This window comes from Limnobacter sp. UBA7229 (genome assembly GCF_002473065.1).
In the GTDB taxonomy this organism is placed as follows: domain Bacteria; phylum Pseudomonadota; class Gammaproteobacteria; order Burkholderiales; family Burkholderiaceae_B; genus Limnobacter; species Limnobacter profundi.
Genome location: NZ_DKTN01000011.1, coordinates 22,173 through 48,043, shown reverse-complemented (window position 1 = coordinate 48,043; position 25,871 = coordinate 22,173). Strand labels below are relative to the sequence as shown.

At 52.0% G+C, this 25,871-nt stretch carries 28 protein-coding genes; 16 read left to right on the top strand and 12 right to left on the bottom strand.

Going from position 1 to position 25,871, the window contains the following annotated elements; translation table 11 throughout:
- Nucleotides 1–86 precede the first annotated feature (86 nt).
- The 7 genes from B4C79_RS06335 to rplM form a co-directional block, all read right to left on the bottom strand.
- A complete protein-coding gene (locus B4C79_RS06335) occupies nucleotides 87–1,052 on the bottom strand; it encodes an AEC family transporter (protein ID WP_291741533.1) in 966 nt (321 codons plus the stop codon).
- A gap of 12 nt (nucleotides 1,053–1,064) precedes the next feature.
- Nucleotides 1,065–1,415 (bottom strand): iron-sulfur cluster insertion protein ErpA, encoded by a 351-nt coding sequence (gene erpA / locus B4C79_RS06330; protein WP_008251471.1) that lies wholly within the window; start codon nucleotides 1,413–1,415, stop codon nucleotides 1,065–1,067.
- 23 nt (nucleotides 1,416–1,438) lie between these two features.
- Nucleotides 1,439–1,840, bottom strand: coding sequence for a bactofilin family protein (locus B4C79_RS06325; protein ID WP_105027039.1), 402 nt, complete (start codon nucleotides 1,838–1,840; stop codon nucleotides 1,439–1,441).
- A 15-nt stretch (nucleotides 1,841–1,855) separates the two neighbouring features.
- Entirely contained in the window at nucleotides 1,856–2,572 is a 717-nt protein-coding gene (locus B4C79_RS06320) for a DUF6776 family protein (protein WP_146106536.1), read from the bottom strand.
- An 18-nt stretch (nucleotides 2,573–2,590) separates the two neighbouring features.
- Nucleotides 2,591–3,634: an N-acetyl-gamma-glutamyl-phosphate reductase gene (gene argC, locus B4C79_RS06315; RefSeq protein WP_171100206.1), complete on the bottom strand. Its 1,044-nt coding sequence runs from the start codon at nucleotides 3,632–3,634 to the stop codon at nucleotides 2,591–2,593.
- Between the two features lie 110 nt (nucleotides 3,635–3,744).
- Entirely contained in the window at nucleotides 3,745–4,137 is a 393-nt protein-coding gene (rpsI, locus tag B4C79_RS06310) for a 30S ribosomal protein S9 (protein ID WP_105027036.1), read from the bottom strand.
- An 8-nt stretch (nucleotides 4,138–4,145) separates the two neighbouring features.
- The gene (rplM, locus tag B4C79_RS06305; RefSeq protein ID WP_008251461.1) at nucleotides 4,146–4,574 is read right to left on the bottom strand and encodes a 50S ribosomal protein L13; all 429 of its coding nucleotides are present in this window, start codon (nucleotides 4,572–4,574) and stop codon (nucleotides 4,146–4,148) included.
- Nucleotides 4,575–5,108: 534 nt separating this feature from the next.
- On the opposite strand from rplM, the gene B4C79_RS06300 reads away from it, so the two are divergent.
- Complete coding sequence (locus B4C79_RS06300; protein WP_105027035.1) at nucleotides 5,109–5,531, top strand: OsmC family protein; 423 nt, start codon at nucleotides 5,109–5,111, stop codon at nucleotides 5,529–5,531.
- Here the strand turns inward: B4C79_RS06300 and coq7 are convergent.
- Entirely contained in the window at nucleotides 5,528–6,205 is a 678-nt protein-coding gene (coq7, locus tag B4C79_RS06295; protein ID WP_105027034.1) for a 2-polyprenyl-3-methyl-6-methoxy-1,4-benzoquinone monooxygenase, read from the bottom strand. The two genes, B4C79_RS06300 and coq7, sit on opposite strands and share 4 nt — an antisense overlap.
- Before the next feature lie 161 nt (nucleotides 6,206–6,366).
- On the opposite strand from coq7, the gene miaB reads away from it, so the two are divergent.
- The 14 genes from miaB to B4C79_RS06225 all read left to right on the top strand — a co-directional run bounded on the left by miaB (nucleotide 6,367) and on the right by B4C79_RS06225 (nucleotide 19,221).
- Nucleotides 6,367–7,710: a tRNA (N6-isopentenyl adenosine(37)-C2)-methylthiotransferase MiaB gene (miaB, locus tag B4C79_RS06290; protein ID WP_240965785.1), complete on the top strand. Its 1,344-nt coding sequence runs from the start codon at nucleotides 6,367–6,369 to the stop codon at nucleotides 7,708–7,710.
- 62 nt (nucleotides 7,711–7,772) lie between these two features.
- Complete coding sequence (locus tag B4C79_RS06285; RefSeq protein WP_291751214.1) at nucleotides 7,773–8,687, top strand: HlyC/CorC family transporter; 915 nt, start codon at nucleotides 7,773–7,775, stop codon at nucleotides 8,685–8,687.
- The gene (gene lnt / locus B4C79_RS06280) at nucleotides 8,687–10,237 is read left to right on the top strand and encodes an apolipoprotein N-acyltransferase (RefSeq protein WP_291739688.1); all 1,551 of its coding nucleotides are present in this window, start codon (nucleotides 8,687–8,689) and stop codon (nucleotides 10,235–10,237) included. The genes B4C79_RS06285 and lnt overlap by 1 nt, the downstream gene beginning before the upstream one ends.
- A gap of 13 nt (nucleotides 10,238–10,250) precedes the next feature.
- On the top strand, nucleotides 10,251–11,375 hold the full coding sequence (gene ribBA / locus B4C79_RS06275; RefSeq protein ID WP_291751216.1) for a bifunctional 3,4-dihydroxy-2-butanone-4-phosphate synthase/GTP cyclohydrolase II: 1,125 nt from the start codon (nucleotides 10,251–10,253) through the stop codon (nucleotides 11,373–11,375).
- Nucleotides 11,372–11,878 (top strand): 6,7-dimethyl-8-ribityllumazine synthase, encoded by a 507-nt coding sequence (gene ribH, locus B4C79_RS06270; RefSeq protein WP_105027029.1) that lies wholly within the window; start codon nucleotides 11,372–11,374, stop codon nucleotides 11,876–11,878. The genes ribBA and ribH overlap by 4 nt, the downstream gene beginning before the upstream one ends.
- The gene (nusB, locus tag B4C79_RS06265; protein WP_171100197.1) at nucleotides 11,871–12,359 is read left to right on the top strand and encodes a transcription antitermination factor NusB; all 489 of its coding nucleotides are present in this window, start codon (nucleotides 11,871–11,873) and stop codon (nucleotides 12,357–12,359) included. The genes ribH and nusB overlap by 8 nt, the downstream gene beginning before the upstream one ends.
- A 15-nt stretch (nucleotides 12,360–12,374) precedes the next feature.
- Nucleotides 12,375–13,451 carry a thiamine-phosphate kinase gene (thiL, locus tag B4C79_RS06260; protein WP_291739691.1) on the top strand — a complete coding sequence of 359 codons (1,077 nt, stop codon included), beginning with the start codon at nucleotides 12,375–12,377 and terminating at the stop codon, nucleotides 13,449–13,451.
- Nucleotides 13,448–13,954: a phosphatidylglycerophosphatase A family protein gene (locus tag B4C79_RS06255; protein ID WP_240605599.1), complete on the top strand. Its 507-nt coding sequence runs from the start codon at nucleotides 13,448–13,450 to the stop codon at nucleotides 13,952–13,954. The genes thiL and B4C79_RS06255 overlap by 4 nt, the downstream gene beginning before the upstream one ends.
- A gap of 31 nt (nucleotides 13,955–13,985) precedes the next feature.
- A complete protein-coding gene (locus B4C79_RS06250; protein ID WP_105027025.1) occupies nucleotides 13,986–14,483 on the top strand; it encodes a CinA family protein in 498 nt (165 codons plus the stop codon).
- A 62-nt stretch (nucleotides 14,484–14,545) separates the two neighbouring features.
- Nucleotides 14,546–15,625 carry a recombinase RecA gene (recA, locus tag B4C79_RS06245; RefSeq protein ID WP_171100193.1) on the top strand — a complete coding sequence of 360 codons (1,080 nt, stop codon included), beginning with the start codon at nucleotides 14,546–14,548 and terminating at the stop codon, nucleotides 15,623–15,625.
- 70 nt (nucleotides 15,626–15,695) lie between these two features.
- Entirely contained in the window at nucleotides 15,696–16,196 is a 501-nt protein-coding gene (locus B4C79_RS06240; protein ID WP_291739693.1) for a regulatory protein RecX, read from the top strand.
- Nucleotides 16,197–16,464: 268 nt separating this feature from the next.
- Entirely contained in the window at nucleotides 16,465–17,631 is a 1,167-nt protein-coding gene (sucC, locus tag B4C79_RS06235; protein WP_171100189.1) for an ADP-forming succinate--CoA ligase subunit beta, read from the top strand.
- A 53-nt stretch (nucleotides 17,632–17,684) separates the two neighbouring features.
- Nucleotides 17,685–18,572, top strand: coding sequence for a succinate--CoA ligase subunit alpha (gene sucD / locus B4C79_RS06230; RefSeq protein ID WP_008252667.1), 888 nt, complete (start codon nucleotides 17,685–17,687; stop codon nucleotides 18,570–18,572).
- 145 nt (nucleotides 18,573–18,717) lie between these two features.
- On the top strand, nucleotides 18,718–19,221 hold the full coding sequence (locus tag B4C79_RS06225; RefSeq protein ID WP_291739695.1) for a pilin: 504 nt from the start codon (nucleotides 18,718–18,720) through the stop codon (nucleotides 19,219–19,221).
- A 3-nt stretch (nucleotides 19,222–19,224) separates the two neighbouring features.
- On the opposite strand, the gene moaC is transcribed toward B4C79_RS06225, so the two are convergent.
- Nucleotides 19,225–19,695 (bottom strand): cyclic pyranopterin monophosphate synthase MoaC, encoded by a 471-nt coding sequence (gene moaC / locus B4C79_RS06220; protein WP_171100184.1) that lies wholly within the window; start codon nucleotides 19,693–19,695, stop codon nucleotides 19,225–19,227.
- Nucleotides 19,696–19,862: 167 nt separating this feature from the next.
- Here moaC and B4C79_RS06215 point away from each other — a divergent pair, with 167 nt between their 5' ends.
- The gene (locus tag B4C79_RS06215) at nucleotides 19,863–21,458 is read left to right on the top strand and encodes a M48 family metallopeptidase (RefSeq protein ID WP_171100182.1); all 1,596 of its coding nucleotides are present in this window, start codon (nucleotides 19,863–19,865) and stop codon (nucleotides 21,456–21,458) included.
- A gap of 44 nt (nucleotides 21,459–21,502) precedes the next feature.
- On the opposite strand, the gene B4C79_RS06210 is transcribed toward B4C79_RS06215, so the two are convergent.
- From B4C79_RS06210 to B4C79_RS06200, 3 genes are read right to left on the bottom strand one after another with little or no spacing between them, the layout of a single operon-like run.
- The gene (locus B4C79_RS06210) at nucleotides 21,503–22,477 is read right to left on the bottom strand and encodes a class 1 fructose-bisphosphatase (RefSeq protein WP_256367088.1); all 975 of its coding nucleotides are present in this window, start codon (nucleotides 22,475–22,477) and stop codon (nucleotides 21,503–21,505) included.
- A gap of 24 nt (nucleotides 22,478–22,501) precedes the next feature.
- Nucleotides 22,502–25,216, bottom strand: coding sequence for an aminopeptidase N (gene pepN, locus B4C79_RS06205; RefSeq protein ID WP_291739698.1), 2,715 nt, complete (start codon nucleotides 25,214–25,216; stop codon nucleotides 22,502–22,504).
- 45 nt (nucleotides 25,217–25,261) lie between these two features.
- Nucleotides 25,262–25,858, bottom strand: a complete 597-nt coding sequence (locus B4C79_RS06200) for a hypothetical protein (RefSeq protein WP_171100178.1) — start codon at nucleotides 25,856–25,858, stop codon at nucleotides 25,262–25,264.
- Between the last annotated feature and the right edge of the window lie 13 nt (nucleotides 25,859–25,871).

The following is a 25,871-nucleotide window of genomic DNA, read 5'->3' as shown; positions in this document are numbered from 1 at the left end:
AGAGATCGGAACCCAAGCCGATTGGGCGATGAACCAGCACCGAGAGACCGGAACCCAAGCCAAGCGGGCCCAATAAACAAGCTGGATTACAGGGGAAAACGCTGCGCCAGCCCAAACACCAAAGGCAAGGTTATAGCAGCCCCCACCGTCGACATCGAAATGAGACAAGCCACCAGTGGTGCATTTCCGCCCATGCGCGCTGCCAGAATATAGGCACTCGATGCAGAGGGAATGGCAGAGAATACCAGCAGCACCATGGTCTGTTCTTGCCCAAGCCCGGTGAAGTGAGCGTAAAGAACCGCCACCAAAGGTGACACCAACAGTTTCACAAACAACCACCAAACCGACACCGGCCAATTGCCTTTCAAGCCGGAGAATACCAAGCCTGCCCCCACTGCAAGCAGGCCCAGCGACACCGCTGCTTGTGCCAATCGCTCTAGAGTCAGCATGACTGGTTCAGGCACCTGCACGCCCATCAATTTCGCTGCAATCCCAAGGCAGGTCCCAATAATCAGCGGATTTTTCAGAATGTCTACAAACGCGCTCAAACGACCGCCTTTGCTCATGGTGCCCACTGCCAATACATTGCACAGCGGCACACCCAGCGCCAGCAAAATGGCGATATTGGCCACTGCCGATTGGCCACCCAAGCGGCTGGCCAAAGCCAGACCAATGTAGGAGTTAAACCGGTACGCCGTTTGCAAGCCTGATGCAAAGTCCACGCGCCCCATATTACTGACGAGCAATCCTAACCAACCCAACACAAACGCCGTGAATATGACGGCAGGTCCACCCAAGGCGAAGGCTCCAACTGTGTTCAGGTCAAAATTGCTCGACACCACCGAGAAAAAAAGCAGGCATGGAAACAACACAAAGTAAACCAGTTTTTCTATGGTGACCCAGGCGGCAGGCGCCATCCAGAAGCGGCGCAGCAGGTAGCCTAGGGCGATAATTGCGAAATCAGGGAAAAGAAGTAGTGGGGACAATTGTTTGCGTGTGGTGTTTGGTCGTTGAGCCAATAAAAAACCCACCCGAAGGTGGGTTTTGTTCATGCCGTACCTGTTTTAAACAGAGAACGAAGAGCCGCAGCCGCATGTAGTGGTCGCATTTGGGTTCTTGATCACGAACTGCGCGCCGTTGATGTCTTCTTTGTAATCAATTTCGGCACCAGTCAAGTACTGGTAGCTCATGGAGTCGATCAACAAAGTCACGCCGCCTTTGTCCAAGGCCGTGTCGTCTTCATTCACGTCTTCATCGAAAGTAAAACCGTACTGGAAACCGGAGCAGCCGCCACCTTGCACGAATACGCGCAGTTTCAGGTTGGGGTTGCCTTCTTCATTGATCAGATCTCGCACTTTGGCTGCGGCTGAGTCAGTGAAAACCAATACGCTGGGTTGTTCTGTAGTTACGTCCATCTTGTCCTGCCTTTTTGCTGGAATTACTTGCTTGAAGCCAAGGCCAGCTTGCCTGGCATCACTTCTTCGCTCTCATGGTGCAAGGTACCGTCTACGACCGCACCTGGATGCATCTCCAATGCCCTATATCTTACGTCACCCGAGACATTTGCGGAAGGGTGCAGCTCCAGAAGCTGATTGGCTTCAATCGGACCTTCAATCAGACCACTGACCACAACATGCCCAACGCGCACGCTGCCTCGTACCTTGCCGGTTTCAGAAATCACCAGCAGTGACTGAGCGCTTTCGTCTGCAATCACATTGCCGTCCACTTCGCCATCAATGCGCAGGCCGCCTTTGAAGCGCAAATCGCCTCTAAGAATCATGTCCGCGCCCACCAGGCTTTGGATTGGCAGTAGCCGCTTTGTATTTTTTTTCGAGAACATGCGTTTAAAACCCCTTCAAAGTTTGATGGTGGACTGCGCGCGAATAGCGCCTGCTTCCAGAATTCTCATTTCAACGCTTTGTAACCTGCTGCCCTCGGGCAGGGAAAACATGCCCGACACCCTAGAAAAACGGGTCAGTTTGATTTTGAACTGGGGGTCTTCGGACGTTTCAGCGTTCGGTAAAACTATGACACTGGATTCCCCTTTGTTCAACACTTTAATCAACACTTGCACATTCAGTGTCACCTCGGGGCGCTGGCTACCTTGAATTACGAGTGCTTTATAACGGTATTGATCCGGAACCGTGTCCTTGTTTACTTGAAGCCGCTTGAGTGAAATGGCACCTTGAAGGCTTCCGGGTATGAATCCTTCAAAGAACGCCAAATCCTCTTTCAATTTCGCATTTTCTGATTCCAGGTTGGTAATCAGCAGGGTCAGTTTGCTGCGGGCCTCTTTGTCCAGTTTTACCAATTCATTGGTACGGGATATCTCGTCTTGAAGTTCTGTCGTTTTCGTTTGAAGTTCAGCCAGTTGCTCATTGAGCACCTCAATTTCCTGGGTCGAAAAAAGTTTTTGAATGGCGTTGTCCGCTGGGCCCCACATTGCATAGGCAGCGCAGACCCCCAGAACAGACAGGCCAAGCAGCAGGCCATAAGCGAAAGCAAACCGAGAGGAGCGTTGCACTCCCGGTAACAGGGTTCGACGTGAATGGTGTGTTTTCTTGGGGTTCAAACCGCAAAATCCTTGTAATTAAGGTGCCAAAGGCAATTGCTCCAGCCCCATATGCTCGGGCAAGTCGAACATCACATTCATGGCTTGAACGGCTTGCCCTGCCGCACCTTTCACCAGGTTATCGATCACCGAGACGATCACCAGCGTGTCTCGACCCTGTGGACGATGCAGCGCGATTCTTACGAAGTTGGAGCCGCGTACGGATTTGGTCTCAGGCAGTGAGCCTTTGGGCATCACATCCACAAAATATTCATTGGCGTAGTGCTGCTCATAAAGCGCTTGAATGTCGGTGTTTTTGCCTTGTTCATTCAGTTTTACATACGTTGTTGCCAAAATGCCGCGCACCATGGGCACCAAATGTGGCGTGAAGGTAATTTGGGTTTTGCGGCCTGAAATCAATTCAAGGCCTTGTTCAATTTCCGGCAAGTGGCGGTGTCCACTCACCCCGTACGCTTTAAAACTTTCAGCCGCCTCAGAGAACAAAGAGCCCACTGCTGCTTTGCGGCCCGCACCGGACACTCCCGATTTGCAATCCGCAACAATGTTGCTTTCGTCGATCAACGGACTTGCCCCGCTGATCAAAGGTTTGAGCGCCAATTGCACTGCGGTGGGGTAACAGCCTGCCAAGCCTACCAATTTCGCTGTTTTCAGCTCGGTACGTGCTGATTCAACCAAGCCGTAGCATGCGTTGCTGAGCAGTTCTGGCTCTGAATGGGGCATACCGTACCACTTCTCAAATTGCACTGTATCTTTCAGGCGAAAGTCCGCGCCTAGATCAATCACCCGTATACCTGCATTCACCAGTTCAGCCGATTGGGCCATGGCCACTCCATGGGGAGTTGCAAAAAACACCACATCACAATCTTTCAGCGATTCAAAGGTCGGCTCTGTGAAAGCGATATTGACGCGTTTGCGCAGTGCCGGAAACATGTCTGCTACTGGCTGGCCAACTTCGCCGCGCGATGTGATTGCTTTCAGTTCAGCCTGCGGGTGCAGGGCCAAAAGGCGAAGAAGTTCAGACCCTGTGTAACCGGTTCCGCCAACAATGCCTACCTTGATCATGATTATTCCTTGCGCTGAAAAGAAAAAAAGCCGCACATTTGTGCGGCTTTCGATTGTAACCCAGCTGGGAGGGCTGCTGGGTGTAAACGATATGACAGCTTGGTGCTGGTTTATCGCTTGGAGAACTGCTTGCGACGACGCGCGCCACGCAGACCCACTTTCTTACGTTCAACTTCACGGGCGTCACGAGTAACCAAGCCTGCTTTGGACAGGGTTGGCTTCAGTTCTGCGTCGAAGTCGATCAGGGCACGTGTCAAGCCGTGGCGAACTGCGCCAGCCTGGCCAGTTTCGCCGCCGCCGCGCACGTTTACCTTGATGTCAAAAGTTTCAACGTTCTCGGTCAGTACCAAGGGTTGACGAGCAACCATTTGGCCTGTTTCGCGAGCGAAGTATTCAGTCAAAGGCTTGCCGTTCACGATGAACTGGCCAGTACCTTTTTTGATAAAAACACGGGCCACTGAGCTTTTGCGGCGACCGGTTCCGTAATTGTATTCACCAATCATGGTTCACCTCAGATTTCAAGTGGCTTGGGTTGTTGTGCGGAATGCGGGTGCTCTGCTTCGGCGTAGATCTTCAATTTCTTGATCATCGCGTAGCCCAGAGGACCTTTTGGCAACATGCCTTTCACAGCTTTCTCCAGCGCGCGGCCTGGGAAGCGTTCCTGCATCTTGTCAAAGTTCGTTTCGTAAATACCGCCTGGGTAACCAGAGTGGCGGAAATACTTTTTGTTCAGGCCTTTCGTGCCTGTAACGCGCAATTTACCGGCATTTACAACAACAATGAAGTCGCCTGTGTCGATGTGCGGTGTGAATTCAGGTTTGTGCTTACCACGGAGGCGGCGTGCAACTTCACTGGCTACACGTCCCAACACCTTGTCGGTGCCGTCGATCACAAACCACTCTTGTTTAACCTCACCGGGTTTCGCTGAGTAGGTTTTCATGATTTTTCCTTAAAGATAAAAAAGTGCTTTTTTACCTGTCTCCCTACTTGTACATGCAGCCCACATTAATATGCAGGTCGGCAGCCGAAGGGCTCTCCCAACAGGTAACCCGCGATTTTAGCAAATTTTTTTGCTTTCGGTTAAAATTTTTTAGGTGTCAGACAAAAAAAACCCAAGCACTGTGAGGTGCTTGGGTTTAATCCACCAAAGGAGGAGGGTGGAGGAGACAAATTTGCACCTGAAAGAAACTCTGCGATCAGTGATTCGTGGTTCATTCAAGTGACTACAATTTGAATTCTAGAGATTTTTCTGTTGCGGCGCAAGAGTCTGTTTCTGTTGTCCGAAAAAAGCAACTTATTCCACATTTTAAAAGTGGATTAAAAAAAATCATTAAAAACAAAAGCTTAAAAATATTACTAGTGACTGACTGGTTATTTGTTAACCAAGCTCAATAAAATAGAGCGTTTTTTCAACTTCTTTTCAGTAAATATTGTGCAATGCATAATGAGCAATTAATCATAAATAAGGAGTTTTATGGAAGCCGAAGTTAGCTGGTCGGGGTTACCCGGCATGTCATTTGTGGCCACAACAGGCAGTGGGCATATGTTGTGTATGGATGGTGCCCCAGACGGTGGTGGCAATAACCTGGCCCCGCGTCCTATGGAAGTGGTGTTGGCGGGTACTGGCGCCTGTACGGCCTATGATGTGGTGTTGATTCTGCGCAAAAGCGGTCAAGACATTCGCGATTGCAAGGTGAAAATGAGTGCCGAGCGTGCTGAAGAAGCCCCCAAGGTTTTCACCAGAATCAATTTTCACTTTCAGGTGATTGGCCGGGGGTTGAAGCCTAATCTGGTCGATCGGGCCATTAAGCTGTCCCATGAAAAGTATTGCTCAGCGTCTGCCATGTTGGGCAAAACGGCTGAGTTGGTGTTTACACACGAAATTATTGAAGATTAAATTTTCTGTGCCAGCGTGGTCATGACCTTCGACATCGCGGTCATGGCCAGTTTCACAGGCATGGGCAAATTGTTTGCGCCTTGATCAATCGCGGTTTGCCCGTGCTCAATCTCATCCTGACGCATCTGTTCAAGAATCGCTCTGGACTGCTGATCACCCGCGGGCAGCCTGCCCAAGTGATCGTTCAGGTGCTTTTCAACCTGTTTCTCCGTCTCCGCCATAAATCCAAGGCTAACCTTGTCCCCCAGTGTGCCCGCAACAAAGCCCAAGGCGAATGCGCCGCCATACCAGAATGGGTTTAACAGACTAGGGCGAGCACCCAACTGGTCCAGCCGCTCTTGGGTCCAGGCCAGGTGGTCGGCCTCTTCTTTGGCGGCGTGATCAAACAACGCCTTTTTTTCGGGGTCTTTGCTGGCCAGTGCCTGAGCCTGGTAAAGCGCCTGTGCGCAAATTTCCCCCACGTGATTTACGCGCATCAGGCCAATCACCTGCTGTTTTTCTGCATCGTTTAGCTGATCGGTGGGCAGGTTTTTCCCTGCCGGGTTGGGGCGCTGGGCCACAGGTGTGGCAGCCAGGGTCTTCAATGCTTTGTCGACCTCGCCCAATATGGCATCGATAGAGGGAAGCGTGGGCAAGGCGGGAAACTTCGGAAAACGGGGGGCTCGATTTGGCATTACTACGCACCAATGCTGTGTTTTTTCAATGAAGTCTTCATTTTAGCAAGGGATGCAAGTAAAATCCGCGTCAACGCGCAACGAATTACAACGTCCCCGTGTTGGCTCCTGTTTCAGTTCTGAGACCGGTCTGCTTCATGGTGGCACATTTTAGGCAAACCATGACTTCCAAGAAAAAGCTCTTCATCAAAACCTTTGGCTGCCAGATGAATGAGTATGACTCCGACAAAATGGCCGACGTGCTGGGTAGTTCAGACGGGCTGGAGCGAACGAACACCCCAGATGATGCGGATATCATTTTGTTCAATACCTGTTCGGTGCGTGAAAAAGCGCAGGAAAAGGTGTTCAGCGATTTGGGGCGTGTCAAGCACCTGAAAAAATCCAACCCCAACCTGATTATTGGTGTGGGCGGCTGTGTGGCCAGCCAGGAAGGCAAGGCCATTGTTGAGCGTGCGCCGTATGTCGACGTGGTGTTTGGTCCTCAAACCTTGCACCGATTGCCGCAATTGATCAAGCAGCGCCGGGACACGCACAGGCCACAGGTGGACATTTCTTTTCCTGAAATCGAGAAGTTCGACAATTTGCCCTTGGCCAAAAACACCGGTGCCACTGCATTTGTGTCCATCATGGAAGGCTGCAGCAAGTACTGTAGTTTCTGTGTGGTTCCCTACACGCGCGGTGAAGAAATTTCCCGCCCATTTGACGATGTACTGACTGAAATTGCCGATCTTGCAGACCAAGGCGTGCGAGAAATCAATTTGCTTGGGCAAAACGTGAATGCCTACCGCGGGAAAATGGGCGATACAAGCGAGATAGCCGATTTTGCTCTGCTGCTTGAGTACGTCTCGGAAGTGCCGGGCGTCGAACGAATCCGTTTTACCACTTCGCACCCCAAAGAGTTTGGCCCACGCCTGATCGAAGCCTATGCGAGGCTGCCCAAGCTGGTTGACCATCTTCATTTGCCGGTTCAGGCAGGTTCAGACCGCATTCTCGCCGCCATGAAACGTGGGTACACCGCACTTGAATACAAGTCGATCATTCGCAAGCTGCGTGAAATTCGCCCCAATATATCCATGTCGTCTGATTTCATCGTTGGCTTTCCTGGTGAATCCGAGGCCGATTTTGAAAAAACCATGGACTTGATCAATGCCGTGGGTTTCGACACCTCTTTTTCTTTTGTGTACAGCCCGCGCCCCGGAACGCCTGCAGCGGATTTGGAAGACGGTGTCGACCAGGTTACCAAGCTCAAGCGTTTGGCCCGCCTCCAAAAAACAATCCAAGACCATGCCACCAGCATTAGCAAGTCGATGGTTGGCACTCGTCAGAAGGTATTGGTCGAAGGGCCATCCAGAAAAGACCCCGCCGAGTTGGCGGGACGTACCGAGAACAATCGGGTGGTCAACTTTGCCGGAAATGCCCGAATGGTGGGACAGATCGTTGAGTTGGACATTGTCGAGGCTTATCCCAATTCCCTGAGGGGGCAAGTGCCAATCACGGCTGCCTGATATCCGTCATTTTTTTCGGTTATCCTTGAGCCGTTATTGTTAGCAGAGGTTTATCCTCCCGTATGTCAGAACCGAGTCCGTTGCAGGTCCCCAATAAAAAAGAACGGGGCCTGCTAGAACGCCTGTCTTCGTTGCTACTTCGCGAGCCCGAGGACAGAGAGCAGCTGTTGGAAGTGCTGCAACAGGCCCATGAAAGAAATTTGCTGGATGCCGATGCGCTTTCGATGATCGAGGGTGTCATGCAGGTCAGTGACCTTTCAGCAGGCGACATCATGGTGCCCCGCGCCCAAATGGATGCGATCAACGCGGAAGACTCGATCGACCAAATCGTGGCTTTTGCCGTTGAAAAGGCGCATTCCCGTTTCCCGGTGTATGAGGGCGAGCGTGACAATGTAATCGGAGTCTTGCTGGCCAAAGACCTGCTTCGCATACACGCCGATTCGGATGTCAATTTGCGCGACATGCTGCGCCCGGCAGTCTTCATTCCAGAAAGCAAACGCTTGAATGTGTTGCTTCATGATTTTCGATTGAACCGAAATCACATTGCCTTGGTGGTCGATGAATATGGCGGAGTCGCCGGCCTGCTGACCATTGAAGATGTGCTTGAGCAAATCGTGGGCGATATTGAAGACGAATATGACTTCGATGAGGAGGCGGACAACATAGTGAGCCTGGGTGGCGACCAGGCGGGCTTATACCGCGTCAAAGCGTTGACCACCATTGAACAGTTCAATGAAACATTTGGAACCGGGTTTTCAAATGAACATGCCGATACATTGGGTGGCTTGTTGACAGACCACCTGGCGCGCTTGCCCGCGCGTGGTGATGTGGTTGAGTTACAGCCTTTCCGTTTTGAAGTGTTGCGTGCAGATGCCCGGCAGGTGCACTTGCTTCGTGTTCAGAAAATTGAACCTGCGCCCGAAGACACGGATGCCAATTCATCCACCGAGAACTCAGACTCCGACAGGCCCACTTGATGTATTCCTTTCTGGCCGGCGCGCTCTTGGGGGCACCTTGGGTGTTGTCGTTCGCCCCGATTTCCCTGTGGTGGCTTGGGCTACTTTTGCTTGCCGTGTTGCCTTTTGTTGCCCTGAAAACCAGCCGCCCTTGGCTGACCGGCCTGGCATTTGGGTGGTCAGCATATGGCTTGGGCGTTTCCTGGTTGCACATCAGCTTGCATACTTACGGCGGTTTACCCTCTGTGCTGGCTTGGGCGGCCATTGCCGCCTTTACGCTTTATTTGGCACTTTTTCCTGCCTTGGCTTTGTGGTTTTACAGTCGTTTTGCGGCGGTACGCGCACAGTCCTGGCCGGCCACGGTGTTCAATGCGCTGCTGTGGGCTGCCTTATGGACTTTTTTCGAGTGGGCTCGGGGCACATTCATGACCGGTTTTGCCTGGCTGGGGCTGGGTGACGCGCTGGTAGATTCCCCGTTTGCCAACCTGTTGCCTTGGTTGGGTAGTTACGGCAGCTTGTTTGCCTTGATGTTGTTTGCTCACCTTTTCCTGTCTTTTGTATTCAATCGCCTGCCCGGCAATTTACTGGGGGCAACTGCTGTGCTGGGCAGTTTGCTGGTGCTGGTTCAACTTCCTGTGAACACCCAAAGCGCTGGCACCTTGACCGTGGTGGGGGTGCAAACCAATGTTGATCAAAGCATCAAGTTTGATCCTGATTTGATTGTGTCGAACATGCAAAAAGCATTCGCTTTGGGCGACATGGCCAAGGAACAGTTGGCGAATCAGGGGGGCGGTTTGCTCGTGTTTCCGGAAACCGTGAATCCTTTGGTGTGGACCGATACCCCGGTTGAATGGCGGACCACCTTTCGCGACTTTGCAACCCCTGGCGAGACAGCTGTCATCATGGGGTCGGCCATACAAGAGGGGTCACGGTACTTCAATTCCATCGTCATGTTTCAAGGTGATGAAGCACTGGAAGCGCTTGAGGTGCCTGAAACACGCCACGACAAACGACATTTGGTCCCATTTGGTGAATTTATTCCGCTGGGCTTCAAGTGGTTTGTGGCCATGTTGAACATGCCAATGGGGGAGTTCACCTCCGGTTCGGGGCCGCTGAAGCCCTTTTTGGTCAATGGCAACGCGTTGGCCTCCACCGTGTGTTACGAAGATATTTTTAGCGGTGAGTTTGCTGGGTTGGTCGCCAATTCCACCCAAGAGCCCTCCATGTTTGTGAATTTGAGTAATCTTGCGTGGTTTGGCCAGTCTTGGGCGCTTGATCAGCATGCTCAAATGGGCCGTACCCGGTCAGCAGAACACCGCAAGCCAGGCTTGCGTGTGACCAATACCGGTGTTTCAGGCATAGTGAACGCGAACGGTCAGTGGACCCAGCACGTTGAGCCTGGGCAAGCCCTGGTTTGGTCGGGGCAAATCGAAGGTCGATTGGGGCAAACCTTCTTCGCAAAGTGGGGCGATCGCCTGTGGTTTTCAATTTGGGGAGCAGTCCTTCTACTGCTGTGCGTGCGTGAATGGCGCTTGAGGGCTTACAATAGAGCCCATTCAATCAATCCGTAAAATTTAAAAAGCCATGTCAATTAGTCCAGTCAACGAAATCGTTGAAGAAATGCGCGCAGGCCGCATGGTTATTCTCGTTGACGAGGAAGACCGTGAAAATGAAGGTGATCTCGTCTTGGCCGCCGACTTTGTTACGCCAGAGGCCATCAATTTCATGGCCAAATACGGCCGTGGCCTCATTTGTCTGACATTGACCGAGGCCCGCTGTCGCGAGTTGGGCTTGCGCCCCATGGTGGCAGCCAATGGCTCCTCTCACGGTACCAATTTCACGGTCTCCATCGAAGCAGCAGAAGGTGTGTCAACAGGTATTTCTGCAGCCGATCGGTCCCACACCATTCGTGTGGCAGTGAACAAAAATTCCAAACCAGAAGATCTGGTGCAACCGGGTCATATTTTTCCCCTGACCGCAGTGAATGGTGGGGTACTCATGCGGGCAGGTCACACGGAAGCGGGTTGTGACCTGGCTGCCATGGCAGGCCTCAGCCCAGCCTCGGTCATTTGCGAGATCATGAAAGACGACGGCACCATGGCCCGCTTGCCTGATCTGGTGGAGTTTGCCAAAGAACACAATTTGAAAATTGGCACCATCGCCGATCTTATTCAGTACCGAAGCACCAAAGAGTCACTGATCGAACGCATGCACGAACGTGTCATTGACACCGTGCAGGGCCAATTCAAGTGCATGTCTTTCCGCGACAAGCCCACTGGTAGCGCACACTTTGCCTTGGTGTACGGCCAATTGAACCCCGATACCGAGGCTTTGGTACGCGTCCATGAACCCACCTCGCTGATCGATTTTCTCGAAGTGAATTTGTCGGAACACTCTTTCTCAATTCCTGCAGCCATGAAGAAAGTGGTGGATGAGGGGGCCGGCGTTATTGTGCTTCTGAACTGTGATGTGTCCTCTGACCGCTTGTTGGGGCAGTTTGCCTCGCTAGACGACATCGAGCAGCGCGGTACTACTGCACGCAAGGGTGCGGGATCAAACCCGGATTTGCGTACCTATGGTATCGGGGCGCAAATTTTGCGCGACCTGGGTGTCAACAAAATGAAATTGCTGTCCCGACCACGGAAAATGCCAAGCATGACCGGGTTTGATTTGGAAGTATCAGGTTATGTCAACGGAGAAACGAAATGAGCAACAGTCCAGGAAGTGTGCCTGCTAATTTGAATGGCGATGGCATTCGTGTGGGTGTGGTTCAGGCCCGCTTCAACGAAGAAATTACCAATGGCCTTTGGGCCGCCTGTTGCAGTGAATTGCTGCGCTTGGGCGTGTTGAATGAAGACATTCTTCACATCACGGTACCTGGTGCGATGGAAATTCCAATCGCATTGCAGCGCCTGGCATTCTCAGGCGAGTTTGATGCACTCATTGCTTTGGGTGCCGTGATCAAGGGCGACACTTACCATTTTGAGATTGTGTGTGGCGAAAGCGCCCGCGGCGTTTCAAGTGTGGCCTTGGCTCACGATGTGCCTGTAGTCAACATGGTGTTGACTACCTACACCGAAGACCAGGCCATTGAGCGTATCGAGGACAAAGGCGTTGATGCCGCTCGATGTGCCGTGGAAATGGGCAATTTAATGATGACGCTGGATGACAACCTACCTGGCGCAGATGACGAGGAAGAAGACGATGAGTGAAGCCAGCAAGCCCGATTCGGGCAAGAGGCAAGGACACACTCGTAACGCTCGCCGTCGATCTCGTGAATTGGCTTTGCAGGGCTTGTACCAGTGGTTTTTGAATCCCACTGAAGTGGGTGAAGTGGATGCGCACATTCGGGATGCGCCCGGTTTCGACAAAGCCGATCGTGAGCACTACGAGTCTCTTTTGCATGGTTCGGTGCATCACCTTGACGCGTTGATGCATCAGATTCAGCCGTTCATTGATCGTCCTTGGGGCGAGCTCAGTCCGGTCGAGAAAGCTGTGTTGGTGTTGGCCAGTCATGAAATGAATACGCATGCAGAAATTCCCTACCGGGTGGTGATCAACGAGGCGGTTGAGTTGACCAAAACCTTCGGAGGCACTGACGCGTTCAAATTCGTCAATGGTGTGTTAGATAAAGTGGCCGCCCAGGCGCGTGATTCCGAAATCAAGGCTCAGGCAAACAGTCAGTCAAGCTAAAACTCAAGAGGCGTTTTGGAATTCGACCTTATTCATCGCTATTTCAAAACTCCTTTTGGCGGGCTTGCACAGGCCAACCCCGACACGGTACTTTTTGGCATCGGAGACGACTGCGCGACGCTTCGACTTGCACCCGATTTTCATCTGTTCACCTCTACCGACACCTTGGTTGAGGGCGTTCATTTTTTTTCAGATGATCCACCTCGTGTCACAGGCTGGAAGGCCTTGGCCAGTAACTTGTCCGATCTCGCTGCCAGTGGGGCGAGTCCACTCGGCTTCACGCTCAATTTAAGTTTGCCCGAAATTGATGAAAACTGGCTGGCTGGCTTCTCAGCAGGTTTGCTCGACATCGCCACCCGTTTTAATTGCCCGTTGGTGGGGGGTGATACCACTTCAGCCGGCTCCAATCCATTGAAAACCCTGTCAATCACCGTGTTTGGCCAGGCGCCTGCTTCTCACCTCGGGTTTAATCGTGCGCACGCGAAAATTGGTGAAGAAGTTTGGTTAAGTGGTACCCCCGGGCTTGCTCGCCTGGGGCTTTTGCTTGAATACCAAAGGCGAGGTCGCTTGGAGCAGCTGTGTAAGGGTCACGAGCTACCGCAGGTTCAGGCTTTGCTAGCGGCTATGCCGGCTAAGCTGCGGCAAATTGCTGTAAGTCAGCTTGGCATGCCAGTTCCGCGCATTGAACTTGGATTGCAGTTGCGTGGGCTTGCAAGCGCCTGCCTCGATCTGTCCGACGGTTTGAGTGGGGATCTGGCCCACATTTCCAGTGCAAGTGAAGTGTCCGCCATACTCTTCCAGTCGTCTCTGGAATCAATGTGGCGAAAACTTTGGCCTGAAATAGATCAACAGGCCAATGCGGTCGGGTTGTTGAAAATCTTGCTCGAGCAAACCTTGGCGGGCGGTGACGATTTCGAATTGTGCTGGACAGCTCACCCGAATCGTCATGAGGCAATACAATCCTTGAAGGTGGGTCTGCATTGTATCGGCGTCATCGAGCCCGGAAGCGGTATCTGGCTTCAATCCCAGGGGGCTAGCCGAGAGCGCGTGTCAAGTTGTTCCTTTAATCATTTTGCCGAGATCCAGAATTGAGCTCGATACCCCGTTTCAGGCCCAACTGGCGCTTCATGCTGGCCCATCCCGCGCATTTGTTGGCCTTGGGATTTGGCAGTGGTTTGGCGTGGGTTTTGCCAGGTACTTTCGGTACATTGATGGGCTGGCTCTTGTATGTTTGGCTGGATCCCTATCTGGCTGCAAATCAGTGGATTTGGGTGATTGTTGGCGCTTTCATTGCGGGTGCCTGGGCTTGCCAGATCACCGGGAAGGCTCTGGGGGTTATCGATCACGGCGGGATTGTCTGGGATGAAATCGTTGCGATCTGGCTGGTGTTGTTTGTGGCCTCGAATCATTTTTCCAGCCCCATTGAACAATTGACGTGTGTGCTTCTTTTCAGGTTCTTTGACATGGTAAAACCGCCCCCGATCCGCTGGTTCGACCGGCACTGGAAAAATGGTTTTGGTGTAATGTTTGATGACATCGTTGCAGCTTTCATGACCTTGTTGGCTTTAGCGGTCTATTTGTATTTTTTGAAGTGAATTCAATTTTAAACACTCAACGGGGAGCCTCTTGAGCAATCCAGACCAAGCACTTTTGCTGCAAATTGCAGACATATTCAATGCATCGGCTGGCAAACTCGGTGTGGTCGAGTCTTGTACGGGGGGCGGGCTTGGCTCGGCATTGACTAGTCTACCCGGCTCTAGCGACTGGTTTGAAGGTGGGCTGATCACCTATTCAAACAAGGTCAAGATGAAGTCGGTGTATGTGCGCGAGTCCACTTTGGAGCAACACGGCGCAGTCAGTGAAGAATGCGTCAAGGAAATGGCCAATGGTGGAATGATCGCCTTGGGTGTGGACTGTTGCCTCTCGGTGTCAGGCATCGCCGGCCCGGGAGGTGGTTCGGCCGGTAAGCCAGTTGGCACGGTGTGGTTTGGTTTGGCCGTTCGGCACAAGTCGATTGAGGCTTTTCACCATGTTTTTGATGGTGATCGTGAGGCGGTTCGCCAACAGGCGGTACAAGCCGGGTTAACCATCCTGTCAAAAGTATCACTCAAAAAGGCTGTATAGATTTACAGTAAAAACTGTGCAATAATTCGGAAATCGCAACCCAATTCAGTTGAAGGCAGACCATGGAAGATCTCAGAACCAAAAACCAATCCTCAGACAAAGTCAAAGCCCTGGCCGCCGCGCTCAGCCAAATCGAAAAGCAGTTTGGCAAGGGCAGTATCATGCGTTTTGGGGAAAACGAGATCATCGACGACATTCAGTCGGTCTCAACCGGTTCTTTGGGGCTCGACATTGCTTTGGGCATTGGTGGCCTTCCGCGCGGTCGTGTCGTCGAAATTTACGGCCCGGAATCCTCCGGTAAAACCACCTTGACCTTGCAAGTGATTGCGGAAATGCAAAAACTGGGTGGTACCTGTGCTTTTATCGATGCTGAACACGCGCTCGATGTCCAATATGCTTCCAAGTTGGGTGTTAACTTGCCTGACTTGTTGATTTCCCAACCCGACACTGGCGAGCAGGCCTTGGAAATTGTCGATGCACTGGTTCGTTCCGGTTCTGTTGATCTGGTAATTATTGACTCCGTGGCTGCCCTTACACCCAAAGCTGAAATTGAAGGCGACATGGGCGATTCCCTGCCAGGTCTTCAAGCCCGTTTAATGAGCCAGGCCCTGCGCAAATTAACTGCCAATATCAAGCGCACCAATTGCCTGGTTATTTTCATCAACCAAATTCGAATGAAAATCGGGGTTATGTTTGGCAGCCCTGAAACCACAACTGGTGGTAACGCCCTGAAGTTTTACTCCTCGGTCCGTCTGGACATTCGCCGAATTGGTTCCATCAAGAAGGGTGAGGAAGTTATCGGCAGCGAAACTCGCGTCAAGGTGGTCAAGAACAAGGTAAGTCCTCCCTTCAAGCAGGCTGAGTTCGATATTTTGTATGGTCAGGGCACATCCCGAGAGGGTGAAGTCGTTGATCTCGGCGTGTTGCATGGTTTTGTCGACAAGGCTGGCGCTTGGTATTCCTACAACGGCGAGAAAATTGGTCAGGGCAAAGACAATGCGCGCGATTTCCTGAAAGCCAATCCGGCGATGGCTGCAGAGATCGAGAACAAAATCCGTGAAAAGCTGGGTGTGCGTTTGCTTGAAGAAGCGTCAGCCGCACCTGCTGCCAAAAAGAAGAATGAAGTCGAAGACGCCGAGTAAGTTACCAATCAAGTCGTCTATTAAGTCAAATGGGCGTTCATTCGGAGGTACTACGGGCTCTAGCAAGCCCGTGGTTTCCGCCAAGTCCAAGGCTGTCGCCTTGCTCGCCCGCAGGGAACACAGTCAAACCGAACTTCGAGCAAAGTTGTTGCAGCGCGGTTACGAGCCCGCTGAGGTAGAAGAGGCCATTGAATGGGCAACTTCGCACCAATTTCAATCCGATGAGCGTTTCAAACTGAGTCTGTTTCGAAGGCGTGCCTCAACTTTTGGGGATCGTGCAATTTCCGCCGAATTGGGGCAACACGGTTTGGGAGACCTTAAGTCGCTTTCGCACGATGATTCAGAAACCCAAATCCCGAGCAGTGAAGAAGACAGAGCGTATGACTGGATAAAGCGCAGGCAGCTTTCAAGTCTTGAAAGCGTTTTGGGTGTTGACTCAGCTGTTGATCAGGCTCAATTGTTGGTTTTGAAGTCCAAGGTTTATCGCGGGCTTTCAGCCCGAGGGTTTGAATTTGGCAACATTGAACGCGCTTGGCGGCGCATTCTGGCTGAGTTCAAATCCAATGCGTGATATTATTCCGGTCGGCTTATGTGTTTCCATAGAAGTGATAGTCTAGTTAAATAACGAAGCGTTATTCAACGACACAAGAAGCAAAGAAAGAGATGGATAAAAACCTTCATAGCATGCCTGGCATGCCTCATCCTTGCCTCGGCTTTACGTCCGAGAACCCGCTTGCGCTGTCACGCGAAAAAAACACTCTCCACTTTACAATGTTGTCAGTTCAGCCGCCTTGTTGCGTCTAGCCGATTTGCATTAACTTTCCCAGCAAGGAATTCAAATGAAGATTCACGAGTATCAAGGCAAGGAAATTCTGAAGAAGTACGGCGTGGCTGTGCCTACCGGCTATCCCTGTTTTTCAATTGACGAGGCAATTGCTGCCGCGGAAAAACTGGGCGGCCCGGTTTGGGTTGTGAAGGCGCAAATTCATGCAGGTGGTCGCGGCAAGGGCGGTGGCGTGAAAGTGGCAAAGAGCATGGACGATGTAAAAACGTATGCCAGCCAAATTCTGGGCATGCAGTTGATCACCCATCAAACAGGTCCAGAAGGCCAGAAAGTCAGCCGTTTGCTGGTTGAGGAAGGCGCAGACATCAAAAAGGAATACTACGTTGGCATGGTGGTCGACCGTGTTACCCAGCGGGTCTGCGTCATGGCATCCAGCGAAGGCGGCATGGAAATTGAAGAAGTGGCTGAACACACCCCAGAACTGATTCACAAAGTTTACGTGGATCCCGTTGCAGGGCTGACAGACGCAGAGGCCGATGATTTGGCAGTGAAAATCGGCATTCCCGCGGGTTCTGTTGCCAAAGCGCGTGTGGCGTTTCAAGGTTTGTACAAAGCGTTTTGGGAAACTGACGCCAGTCTGGCCGAAATTAACCCACTGATCTTGACTGGCTCTGGCGATATCATCGCACTGGACGCGAAACTGAACTTCGATTCCAACGCTTTGCACCGTCATCCCGAAATCGTGGCCTTGCGGGATCTGGCCGAAGAAGATCCTGCTGAAATCGAAGCGAGCAAATTCGATTTGAGCTACATCAGTCTTGACGGCAACATTGGTTGCTTGGTGAACGGCGCTGGTTTGGCGATGGCCACCATGGACACCATCAAGTTGTTTGGTGGCGAGCCTGCCAACTTCCTGGATGTGGGCGGCGGTGCCACCACCGAGAAAGTGACAGAAGCTTTCAAAATTATGTTGAAAAATCCCAACCTGAAAGCCATTTTGGTGAATATTTTTGGCGGCATCATGCGTTGTGACGTGATTGCAGATGGCGTGGTGGCTGCATCGAAGGCAGTGGGTTTGTCGGTTCCTCTGGTTGTGCGTATGAAAGGTACGAACGAAGATTTGGGCAAGAAAATTTTGGCTGAATCTGGTTTGCCAATCATTGCAGCGAACACCATGGGCGAGGCTGCGCAAAAAGTGGTGGCTGCAACCAAGGGCGCTTAAGCGCCCGGTGCTCCACATTTGACAGCCATTCAACACGAAAAAGGATTTTCACAATGTCTATTCTCATTAACAAAGACACCAAGGTAATTACCCAGGGTATTACTGGTAAAACTGGTCAGTTTCACACACGCATGTGCCGTGAATATGCCAATGGCAAGAACTGCTTTGTTGCAGGTGTAAACCCCAAGAAAGCTGGCGAAGATTTTGAAGGTGTGCCAATTTACGGCACGGTGGCCGATGCCAAAAAACAGACCGGTGCCAACGCATCCGTGATTTACGTTCCTCCCCCCTTTGCTGCGGCTGCCATTTGGGAGGCTGTAGAAGCTGATCTGGATTTGGTGATTTGTATCACTGAAGGTATTCCCGTCCGTGACATGATCGAGGTGCGTGATCGCATGCGTAGGGAGGGTCGCAAAACCATCGTGGTGGGTCCAAACTGCCCAGGCGTAATTACGCCAGATGAAATCAAGATTGGCATCATGCCCGGCCACATTCACAAAAAGGGACGTATTGGTGTGGTGTCTCGCTCCGGTACCCTAACCTATGAAGCAGTGGGCCAGTTGAGTGAGTTGGGCTTGGGTCAGTCCACCGCAGTGGGTATTGGTGGTGACCCCGTGAACGGGCTGAAGCACATCGACGTGATGCGAATGTTCAATGACGATCCCGACACCGATGCCGTGGTCATGATTGGTGAAATTGGTGGTAGCGATGAAGAAGAAGCTGCCTTGTGGGTGAAGGACAACATGAAGAAGCCCGTGGTTGGTTTCATTGCTGGTGTAACAGCGCCCCCCGGAAAGCGCATGGGCCATGCTGGCGCCATCATCTCTGGCGGTAAAGGTACAGCTCAGGAGAAGCTGGCCATTATGGAAGAGTGCGGTATTACTGTGACCAAAGACCCCTCCGTGATGGGGCAATTGTTAAAGAAGGCAATCGGGGCCTGAGTAGTCAAGACGTAAGTCATTAAAACCCCACCATTCACTCAGAATGGTGGGGTTTTTCTTTTTAACCCTAGCGGGGGTACTTCACGCAGGCTGAACACCGAAGAATGGTTTCTCAACACCACTTTTCGATGTGAGGAATGCGACGATGAATACGCCAAGAACTGTTACCCGAAGTAAGGTTTCAAAGGGTTTTACCCTGATTGAACTAATGATTGGCATTGCGATTATTGGCGTGCTGTCTGCAATTGCAATCCCGGCGTTTCAGGATTACCTGAATCGCTCCAAAGTCACAGAGTTAATGAATATTGCCCAGTCTTGCAAGGCTGGCATTATTGAATTCACAGCCACGACGAATGCATGGCCGGCCAATGCCAGCGATGCGGGTTGCCAGTCCAACGTGGCCGCGCAAAGTCAGTACGCACGTCAACTGACTGTTGGCACGAACGGTAGAATTCAAGTCACATTTCAGGCCGATACGGTAGCTGCGGGCATAGGTCAGAACAATTTTATTGCCTTGATTCCATTCACCGGCGGCGCAAGGCATGAAAATCCATTACAGCCGGTAGGTGAATGGCGTTGCGTCACCAATGTTACGGCTGAGTTCCGGCGTTACTTACCCGCAGCTTGCCGCAACAACAACATTAACTAAGATTTACCGACTGAAATCACTTTTGCCGCCGCGTTTCTCGACGAGTCTGGTTTGAGTCATGACCATGCCTTTGTCAATCGCTTTAAGCATGTCGTAAATGGTGAGAAGCCCTACCTGAACACCGGTCAGGGCTTCCATTTCTACCCCTGTTTTGCCCACGGTTTGCGCGGTGCAGGTGCAATGAACCTCGCACAGTTCATCGTTTAGTTCAAATTCAACTGCCAGTCGAGTCAGTGGAAGTGGGTGACACAATGGAATAAGATCAGAGGTGCGTTTTGCCCCCTGTATCGCGGCAATTCTGGCGACCCCCAACACATCGCCTTTCTTGGCGGTTCCCGCTTTTAAAACAGCGTAGGCCTCATGCCCCAGCTGAATGGTGCCCGTGGCAACGGCTTTGCGTTCGGTTTCGGTTTTACCGCCCACATCGACCATGTGTGCATTGCCTTCTTGGTCAAAGTGCGTAAGTCCGTTCATTGTATTAATCCCCTGCTGACTGATTGTCCTAACTTCATAGGTGCTGGTCGCATTGCCTGCCAGGCGTTTACCTAAATTTACCCAAGGAAAAGCCGTGCTACGCCCGAAGTTGATTGAACTTGTTTTTCATCGCGCTATCATACCCAGACTACCACCGTAAAAAGCCCATGATGCGTCTTGATTTTCGGAAAAGTGTTGCGAGTGTGCTGTGCAGTACCCTGCTGCTGTCTTCCATGTTGTCGCCGATCGCGCATGCGGATGGCTTGAATAACTTGCCAAGCCTGGGCGATGCGGGTGGGGCCGAGCTTTCTGTTCAGGATGAGCGCCGACTGGGGGCCCTGATCATGAAGGATTATCGGGCTTTTGGCGCGGTCAACACCGACCTGGAAATTACGGCCTACATCAGCCGCTTGGGCAACACAATCGTTCAGGCTGCCTCGGAATCTCCATCCAACTTTGAGTTTTTTCTGGTCACCGACAAATCGGTGAATGCGTTCGCCATGCCGGGTGGCTACATTGGCGTGCACACAGGGTTAATTGCGGCGTCCCAAACTGAATCCGAATTGGCCTCCGTGTTGGCGCACGAGGTGGGGCACGTGACCCAGCGCCACATTGCGCGCCGTTTTGGGCAACAAAAGCAAACCAGTCTCGTCGCCACTGCGGCCATGATTGCCGCATTGCTGGTGGCGGGTTCCAATCCACAAGCAGCTTCTGGCCTCATGGCAGCAGGCGCTGGTTACTCCATTGATCAGCAATTGTCCTTTTCTCGCGATGCGGAACGGGAGGCGGATCGGGTTGGGTTTTTGACTCTTCAGCAAGCCGGTTTTGATACTCAGGGCATGGTGGATTTTTTTGGACGTTTGCAAACAGCATCTCGTCTTTATGAAAACAATGCGCCTTCCTATTTGCGTACTCACCCGCTAACCACCGAGCGAATTGCCGACATTCGTAACCGGGCTGGTTTGGAAAGCAGCTCGAATCGAAGTCAAAATCAGTCAAGCCTGGAATTTGAGCTGATCCGGGTCAAGTCCATTGTGTTTGCGGAACGAAGCAACCAACAGTTGGCAGACCGTTTGCGAACTTTTGAATCACCCAATGAGCAAGAGGGTATCAAAGATCCAGTGGCGTTAATGTACGGCCGTTCGCTGGTCTTGAATTCCATGGGGCGAAAGCAGGAGGCCCTTGCGGCCAGTGAAAAGGCCATCGATTTGTTTAAATCCGGGCAGTCTGTGGTCAAGAAAACCGAGGTGCCCTTGCTGCTTCAAAGTCAGCGCATGAGAATGGCCATGGATGTAAGCTTGCCATTGGCCTCTGCACCCATGGACCAGCGTCCTGTACGGGAGCGCTCGGCCTTGAATGCGCAGGAAAAGGTCACGCTTGGGCAACTGACTTCCCTGCGAAATGAATTTAGAAGTGAAATGTCAGTTCGTCTGCTGTATGCCGAGGGCTTACAGCGTTTGGGTTTATTTGCGGAATCAGATGCATACCTGAAAGAACTTTCGCAGGCCTATCGCTCTGTGCCTGAGGTTTTTGATCTGCTCGCCCAAAGTGCTTTGGCTTTGCGAAAGCCGGCGGAACACCACATGGCTCTGGCTCAGTCTTACAACGCACGTCAAGCCTATTTGCCAGCAATTGAACAGGCTGAAATTGCCAAACGGTATGCGAGGGATAATTATTATCTGTTGGCTGAAATTGATGCCAAACAACGCGAATACAAACGCAAAGCCGACGCTGAGCGTGAATTCGCCAAGTTTGGCAACTAAGTTCGGCAACTAAGTTTGGCAATCAGCCAGCAAACGAAGCTGAGTTAATCCTTGTGATAATCACTGACTCGTTGTACTTCATTGGCCGAGCCCAGCATCACCGCGCAGCGTTGGTGTAAATCGGTCGGCTGTATGTCTAGAATACGCTGGGTCGCATCGAAGCTTTTGCCGCCAGCTTGCTCCACCAGCATACTCATCGGGTTGGCCTCATACATCAGGCGCAGCTTGCCAGGCTTGTTGGGGTCGCGCAGGTCTTTGGGGTACATGAAAATACCTCCCCGGGTCAACACTCGGTGCACATCGGCCACCATGGAGGCAATCCATCGCATGTTGAAGTCCTTGCCACGCACGCCGGTTTTTCCCTCCAGCAATTCAGCGATGTAACGCTGCACTGGTTTATACCAGTGACGCTGATTCGACATATTGATGGCGAATTCTTTGGTGTCTTCGGGCACATCCATACTTTCGCTGGTTTGGATGTACTGGCCAGCCTCACGGTCGAGTGTAAACGCCACTACGCCCCGGCCAAATGTCAGTACCAGCGACGTTTGGGGGCCGTACACCACGTAACCCGCAGCCAGTTGCTCGGTGCCAGGTTGCAGGAAGCTTTCGTTGGTAATTTCACCAACATCAGGATTGGGAAGAACCGAGAAAATGGTGCCGATCGACACGTTCACGTCGATATTGCTGGAGCCATCCAGCGGGTCGAACAGTACCAGGAACGGGCGATCCGAATGCCCGGGTACAGGTGAGCAGTCGTCCAGTTCCTCAGAGGCCATACCCGCCACTACGCCGGTTGCAGCAAGCGCATCCAGAATCATGTCATTGGCGATGATGTCGAGCTTTTTCTGGGTTTCGCCTTGCACGTTTTCTGAACCTGCACTACCCAATACGCCGCCCAGTGCTCCTTTGTGAACCGCGGCGGAAATGGATTGCGACACATCGGCAATGGCCGAGATCAACACACCCATGTGCGCATCTGCGTGGTGTTCAAGGTATTGCGCCAAATTCATACTCATCGTTGTCCTCTGTTCAATTCAAAATCAATGGGTGGCCGCGTCCAGCGCTTTGCCGATCACTTCGCGAACATCTGGCGACAACTTGTCTGTGTCCAGTACACGTTCAAGTTGTTTGTGTGCTTTTTCCTGCAGTGCTGGCACCAGTTTGGTCCAGCGGTCCAGCCCACGTGCCATGCGCGCTGCTACTTGTGGGTTAATGGTGTTCAACTCAATCACAAGGTCGGCCCACAGGGCATAACCATCACCTGAATGTGAGTGAAACACACTTGGGTTTTGCAATGCAAAAGCAGCCAAAAGGGAGCGAGCGCGATTTGGGTTCTTCAGGGTGAATGAAGGGTGCTTCAGCAGTTCACGCATTGTTTGCAAAGTGTTCACGTTTTCATTGCTGGCAGGTACGGTGGCCTGCAGCATGAACCATTTGTCCACGGCCAGCGCTTCATTGTTGAAGCGTTCAAAAAATTCGGCCAATTCAGGCGGGTTGCCTGGTCCGTTGTGCACAATATTGCTAAGCGCCGCCATTCTGTCCGTCATGTTGTTGGAGGCCGCATATTGAGCCTTCGCTACATTCAGTTCTTCGTCCGCGCCTGCGGCCACCAAATAGGCCAACGCCACATTTTTCAAGGCACGCTGGCTGGCGGCCACCGCGTTGTAGCTGTAGGGCTGCCCTGTTAAATTGCGTGCATCGTAGATCGCCTTGAAGTCTGCCCCGAAAGTACATGCCAACAAATCGCGCAAGGTGGTACGTGCAAAATGCATCGCAACTGGGTCTACCAGTCCGTCAAATGCCTCAAGCAGTGTTCCCTCACTGGGCAATTGCAAGGCCAAAGCCAAAAAGCCGTCAGACAACTGTTTGTCTTTCAGCAAGTTTTCCACAATTTGCACGGCGGCCTGGGTGTTTGCGCCATCGGTAAGCCCGCGCTGAAGGTAAATGTCCAGAATGGCTTCGCCGTAAATTTTTTGGCAGGCATCCCAACGGTTGAATGGGTCGTTGTCGTGACCCGCCAAAAAGATAAGGTCATCCGTAGTGTGCGCGGATTGTAAAATAACGGGTGCGGAGAAGCTGCGAAGCAGCGAGGGCACCACCGGTTTGTCCAAGCCAGTGAACACGAATGTCTGCGTGGATTCGGTAAAGTCAAGTACATCGCCATGTAGCGCATTCGTATTGCTTTCCAGCTGCAAGGGCACATCGCGACCACTGGCTTTTTCTACAAAACCCAATTTCACAGGAATGTGAAAGGCGGGTTTGATCGCTTGGCCTGGCGTAGGGCGGCAGTTTTGCTTCAAGGTCAATACCAGTTGGCCGTTGGTTTGCGTCCAGCTTGCCGATACCTCTGGGGTTCCTGCCTGTGAATACCAATGGCGAAACTGCTTCAAATCCAGTTCCGGGTGGGCTTCCTGCAGGGCGGTTTCCATGGCGCCGACAAAATCTTCACAGGTCACAGCTTGGCCGTCGTGACGTTCAAAATAAATTTGCATCCCGCGCTGAAACAATTGTTCGCCCAGGAGGGTGTGCTGCATGCGAATAACTTCAGCGCCTTTTTCATACACCGTCACGGTGTAAAAATTATTGATTTCCTGATAACTGTCGGGTCGTATGGGATGCGCCATTGGGCCGGCATCCTCCGGAAACTGTGCGGCGCGAAGCACCTTTACATCTTCAATTCGTTTCACCGCGCGTGCAGAATCTGCCTGTACTTCATCCAGCCCTTCGGCCATCATGTCTGCGGAAAACTCCTGGTCGCGAAATACAGTCAAGCCTTCTTTTAACGAGAGTTGAAACCAGTCCCGGCAGGTTACCCGGTTGCCTGTCCAGTTGTGAAAGTACTCGTGGCCGACCACGCTTTCAACATTTTCGAAATCAACATCTGTAGCCAATTCTGGATTGGCAAAAACGAACTTGGTGTTGAAAATATTCAAGCCCTTGTTTTCCATGGCGCCCATATTGAAATCGGCGGTCGCCACAATCATGAAGCGGTCCAAATCCAGTTCAAGGCCAAACCGTTCACGGTCCCAGTCAATCGACTTCTTCAAGCTTTGCATGGCAAAGTCGGTTTTATCCAGGTTGCCTGGCTCAACCCAGACTTGCAACAATGCTGGCTTGCCGTTGCCTTTTTTCACTGTTTCTTCCTGGCACACAAAGCGACCGGCCACCAAGGCAAACAGGTAAGCAGGCTTGGGAAATGGGTCTTCCCAGCGAGTCATGTGCAAGCCTTCGCCCAGTTTCTTTTCTTCAATCAAGTTGCCATTGGACAAACTGACCGGGTGCGTGGCCTCGTTGGCAATCAGCGTGACTGTGAATTGGCTAAGAACATCCGGGCGATCAGAAAAATAAGTAATGCGCCTGAAACCCTGGGCTTCGCATTGCGTGAAAAAATTGCCGTTGGACACATACAAACCTTCAAGCCGGGTGTTTTGGTCGGGTTGAATGTAAACGGTAATTTCCAGAACGCCTTCGCGACCAGGGTTGTGAATGGTCAGGCCCGTGTGGCTTTGAGTGTAGCGAGTGGCGTCCAGCTTTTCACCATTGAGCAACACCTGATCCAGCTCAAGGTCTTCCCCATCCAGTTCAAGTGGAAGGTTGTCAGGGTTTGAATGGTCCCACACTTCAAATTCCAGGCGACTTGCCACCTTGGTGCGCGAAGGGTTCAGCGTGAACGTCAAATCAGTGCGACTGATTTTGTAGTTCGGCGCGGTGTAGTCCTCGCGATAAAAGGTGATGGGTGCTTGTGCGTCTCTCATGCCTGGAAATCCTCTTGCTGCAATGTTGCTGCTAGGTGTTGTTGCTTAGTGGTCGTGGCCGCAATCCGGACCATGCTTGTGTTCATGCGCATGCGAGTGCCCATGATCGTGACCATGCCCATGGTCGTGGTCACAGCAATCGTGGTGTTTCAGTTCTGGCACCACAATTTCCAGCATGGGTGCGGTCAGTGTGCTGAATTTCAACTCAAAATGCTCCAGCATGTGCATGCATTCATGGCTCGCCACAACACGCGCGCCTTTTTCATTTAATTGCACCGGCCAAAAGTTAAGGCCTGCTACATGCAGAAATTCTTCGAAGCCTTTCTGGCCGCGTATCACTTCAAACAGTTCTTCTTGAGCAGCCGCCACAATCGCCCATTCATTGGTGTTTGACACCAGTTTGTCGCCCACCTCCACGGTGTCGTGCAAGTGGCAAATCAGGGTACTGCCGTCGGTGGCTTTCACATCGTGGGGTACTTCCTGGCGTTCATCAAAAGTCAGTTCAATGGTTTTTGCATTGCGGAGCAATACGGCGGCCACCTTGTGGTTGGCCTTTACTACTTTGTTGTACACCACATCGTGGTTGTGGCCGCAATCCGGGCCGTGTTCATGATCGTGATCGTGTGAATGGTCTGCGCTCATGGCATGTCCTTTG

Coding starts and splice junctions, on each gene's coding strand:
- B4C79_RS06335 (WP_291741533.1), bottom strand. CDS start 1,052: ATGAACAAAACCCACCTTCGGGTGGGTTTTTTATTGGCTCAACGACCA.
- erpA (WP_008251471.1), bottom strand. CDS start 1,415: ATGGACGTAACTACAGAACAACCCAGCGTATTGGTTTTCACTGACTCA.
- B4C79_RS06325 (WP_105027039.1), bottom strand. CDS start 1,840: ATGTTCTCGAAAAAAAATACAAAGCGGCTACTGCCAATCCAAAGCCTG.
- argC (WP_171100206.1), bottom strand. CDS start 3,634: ATGATCAAGGTAGGCATTGTTGGCGGAACCGGTTACACAGGGTCTGAA.
- rpsI (WP_105027036.1), bottom strand. CDS start 4,137: ATGATTGGTGAATACAATTACGGAACCGGTCGCCGCAAAAGCTCAGTG.
- rplM (WP_008251461.1), bottom strand. CDS start 4,574: ATGAAAACCTACTCAGCGAAACCCGGTGAGGTTAAACAAGAGTGGTTT.
- B4C79_RS06300 (WP_105027035.1), top strand. CDS start 5,109: ATGGAAGCCGAAGTTAGCTGGTCGGGGTTACCCGGCATGTCATTTGTG.
- coq7 (WP_105027034.1), bottom strand. CDS start 6,205: ATGCCAAATCGAGCCCCCCGTTTTCCGAAGTTTCCCGCCTTGCCCACG.
- miaB (WP_240965785.1), top strand. CDS start 6,367: ATGACTTCCAAGAAAAAGCTCTTCATCAAAACCTTTGGCTGCCAGATG.
- B4C79_RS06285 (WP_291751214.1), top strand. CDS start 7,773: ATGTCAGAACCGAGTCCGTTGCAGGTCCCCAATAAAAAAGAACGGGGC.
- lnt (WP_291739688.1), top strand. CDS start 8,687: ATGTATTCCTTTCTGGCCGGCGCGCTCTTGGGGGCACCTTGGGTGTTG.
- ribBA (WP_291751216.1), top strand. CDS start 10,251: ATGTCAATTAGTCCAGTCAACGAAATCGTTGAAGAAATGCGCGCAGGC.
- ribH (WP_105027029.1), top strand. CDS start 11,372: ATGAGCAACAGTCCAGGAAGTGTGCCTGCTAATTTGAATGGCGATGGC.
- nusB (WP_171100197.1), top strand. CDS start 11,871: ATGAGTGAAGCCAGCAAGCCCGATTCGGGCAAGAGGCAAGGACACACT.
- recA (WP_171100193.1), top strand. CDS start 14,546: ATGGAAGATCTCAGAACCAAAAACCAATCCTCAGACAAAGTCAAAGCC.
- sucC (WP_171100189.1), top strand. CDS start 16,465: ATGAAGATTCACGAGTATCAAGGCAAGGAAATTCTGAAGAAGTACGGC.
- sucD (WP_008252667.1), top strand. CDS start 17,685: ATGTCTATTCTCATTAACAAAGACACCAAGGTAATTACCCAGGGTATT.
- B4C79_RS06225 (WP_291739695.1), top strand. CDS start 18,718: ATGAATACGCCAAGAACTGTTACCCGAAGTAAGGTTTCAAAGGGTTTT.
- moaC (WP_171100184.1), bottom strand. CDS start 19,695: ATGAACGGACTTACGCACTTTGACCAAGAAGGCAATGCACACATGGTC.
- B4C79_RS06215 (WP_171100182.1), top strand. CDS start 19,863: ATGATGCGTCTTGATTTTCGGAAAAGTGTTGCGAGTGTGCTGTGCAGT.
- B4C79_RS06210 (WP_256367088.1), bottom strand. CDS start 22,477: ATGAGTATGAATTTGGCGCAATACCTTGAACACCACGCAGATGCGCAC.
- pepN (WP_291739698.1), bottom strand. CDS start 25,216: ATGAGAGACGCACAAGCACCCATCACCTTTTATCGCGAGGACTACACC.
- B4C79_RS06200 (WP_171100178.1), bottom strand. CDS start 25,858: ATGAGCGCAGACCATTCACACGATCACGATCATGAACACGGCCCGGAT.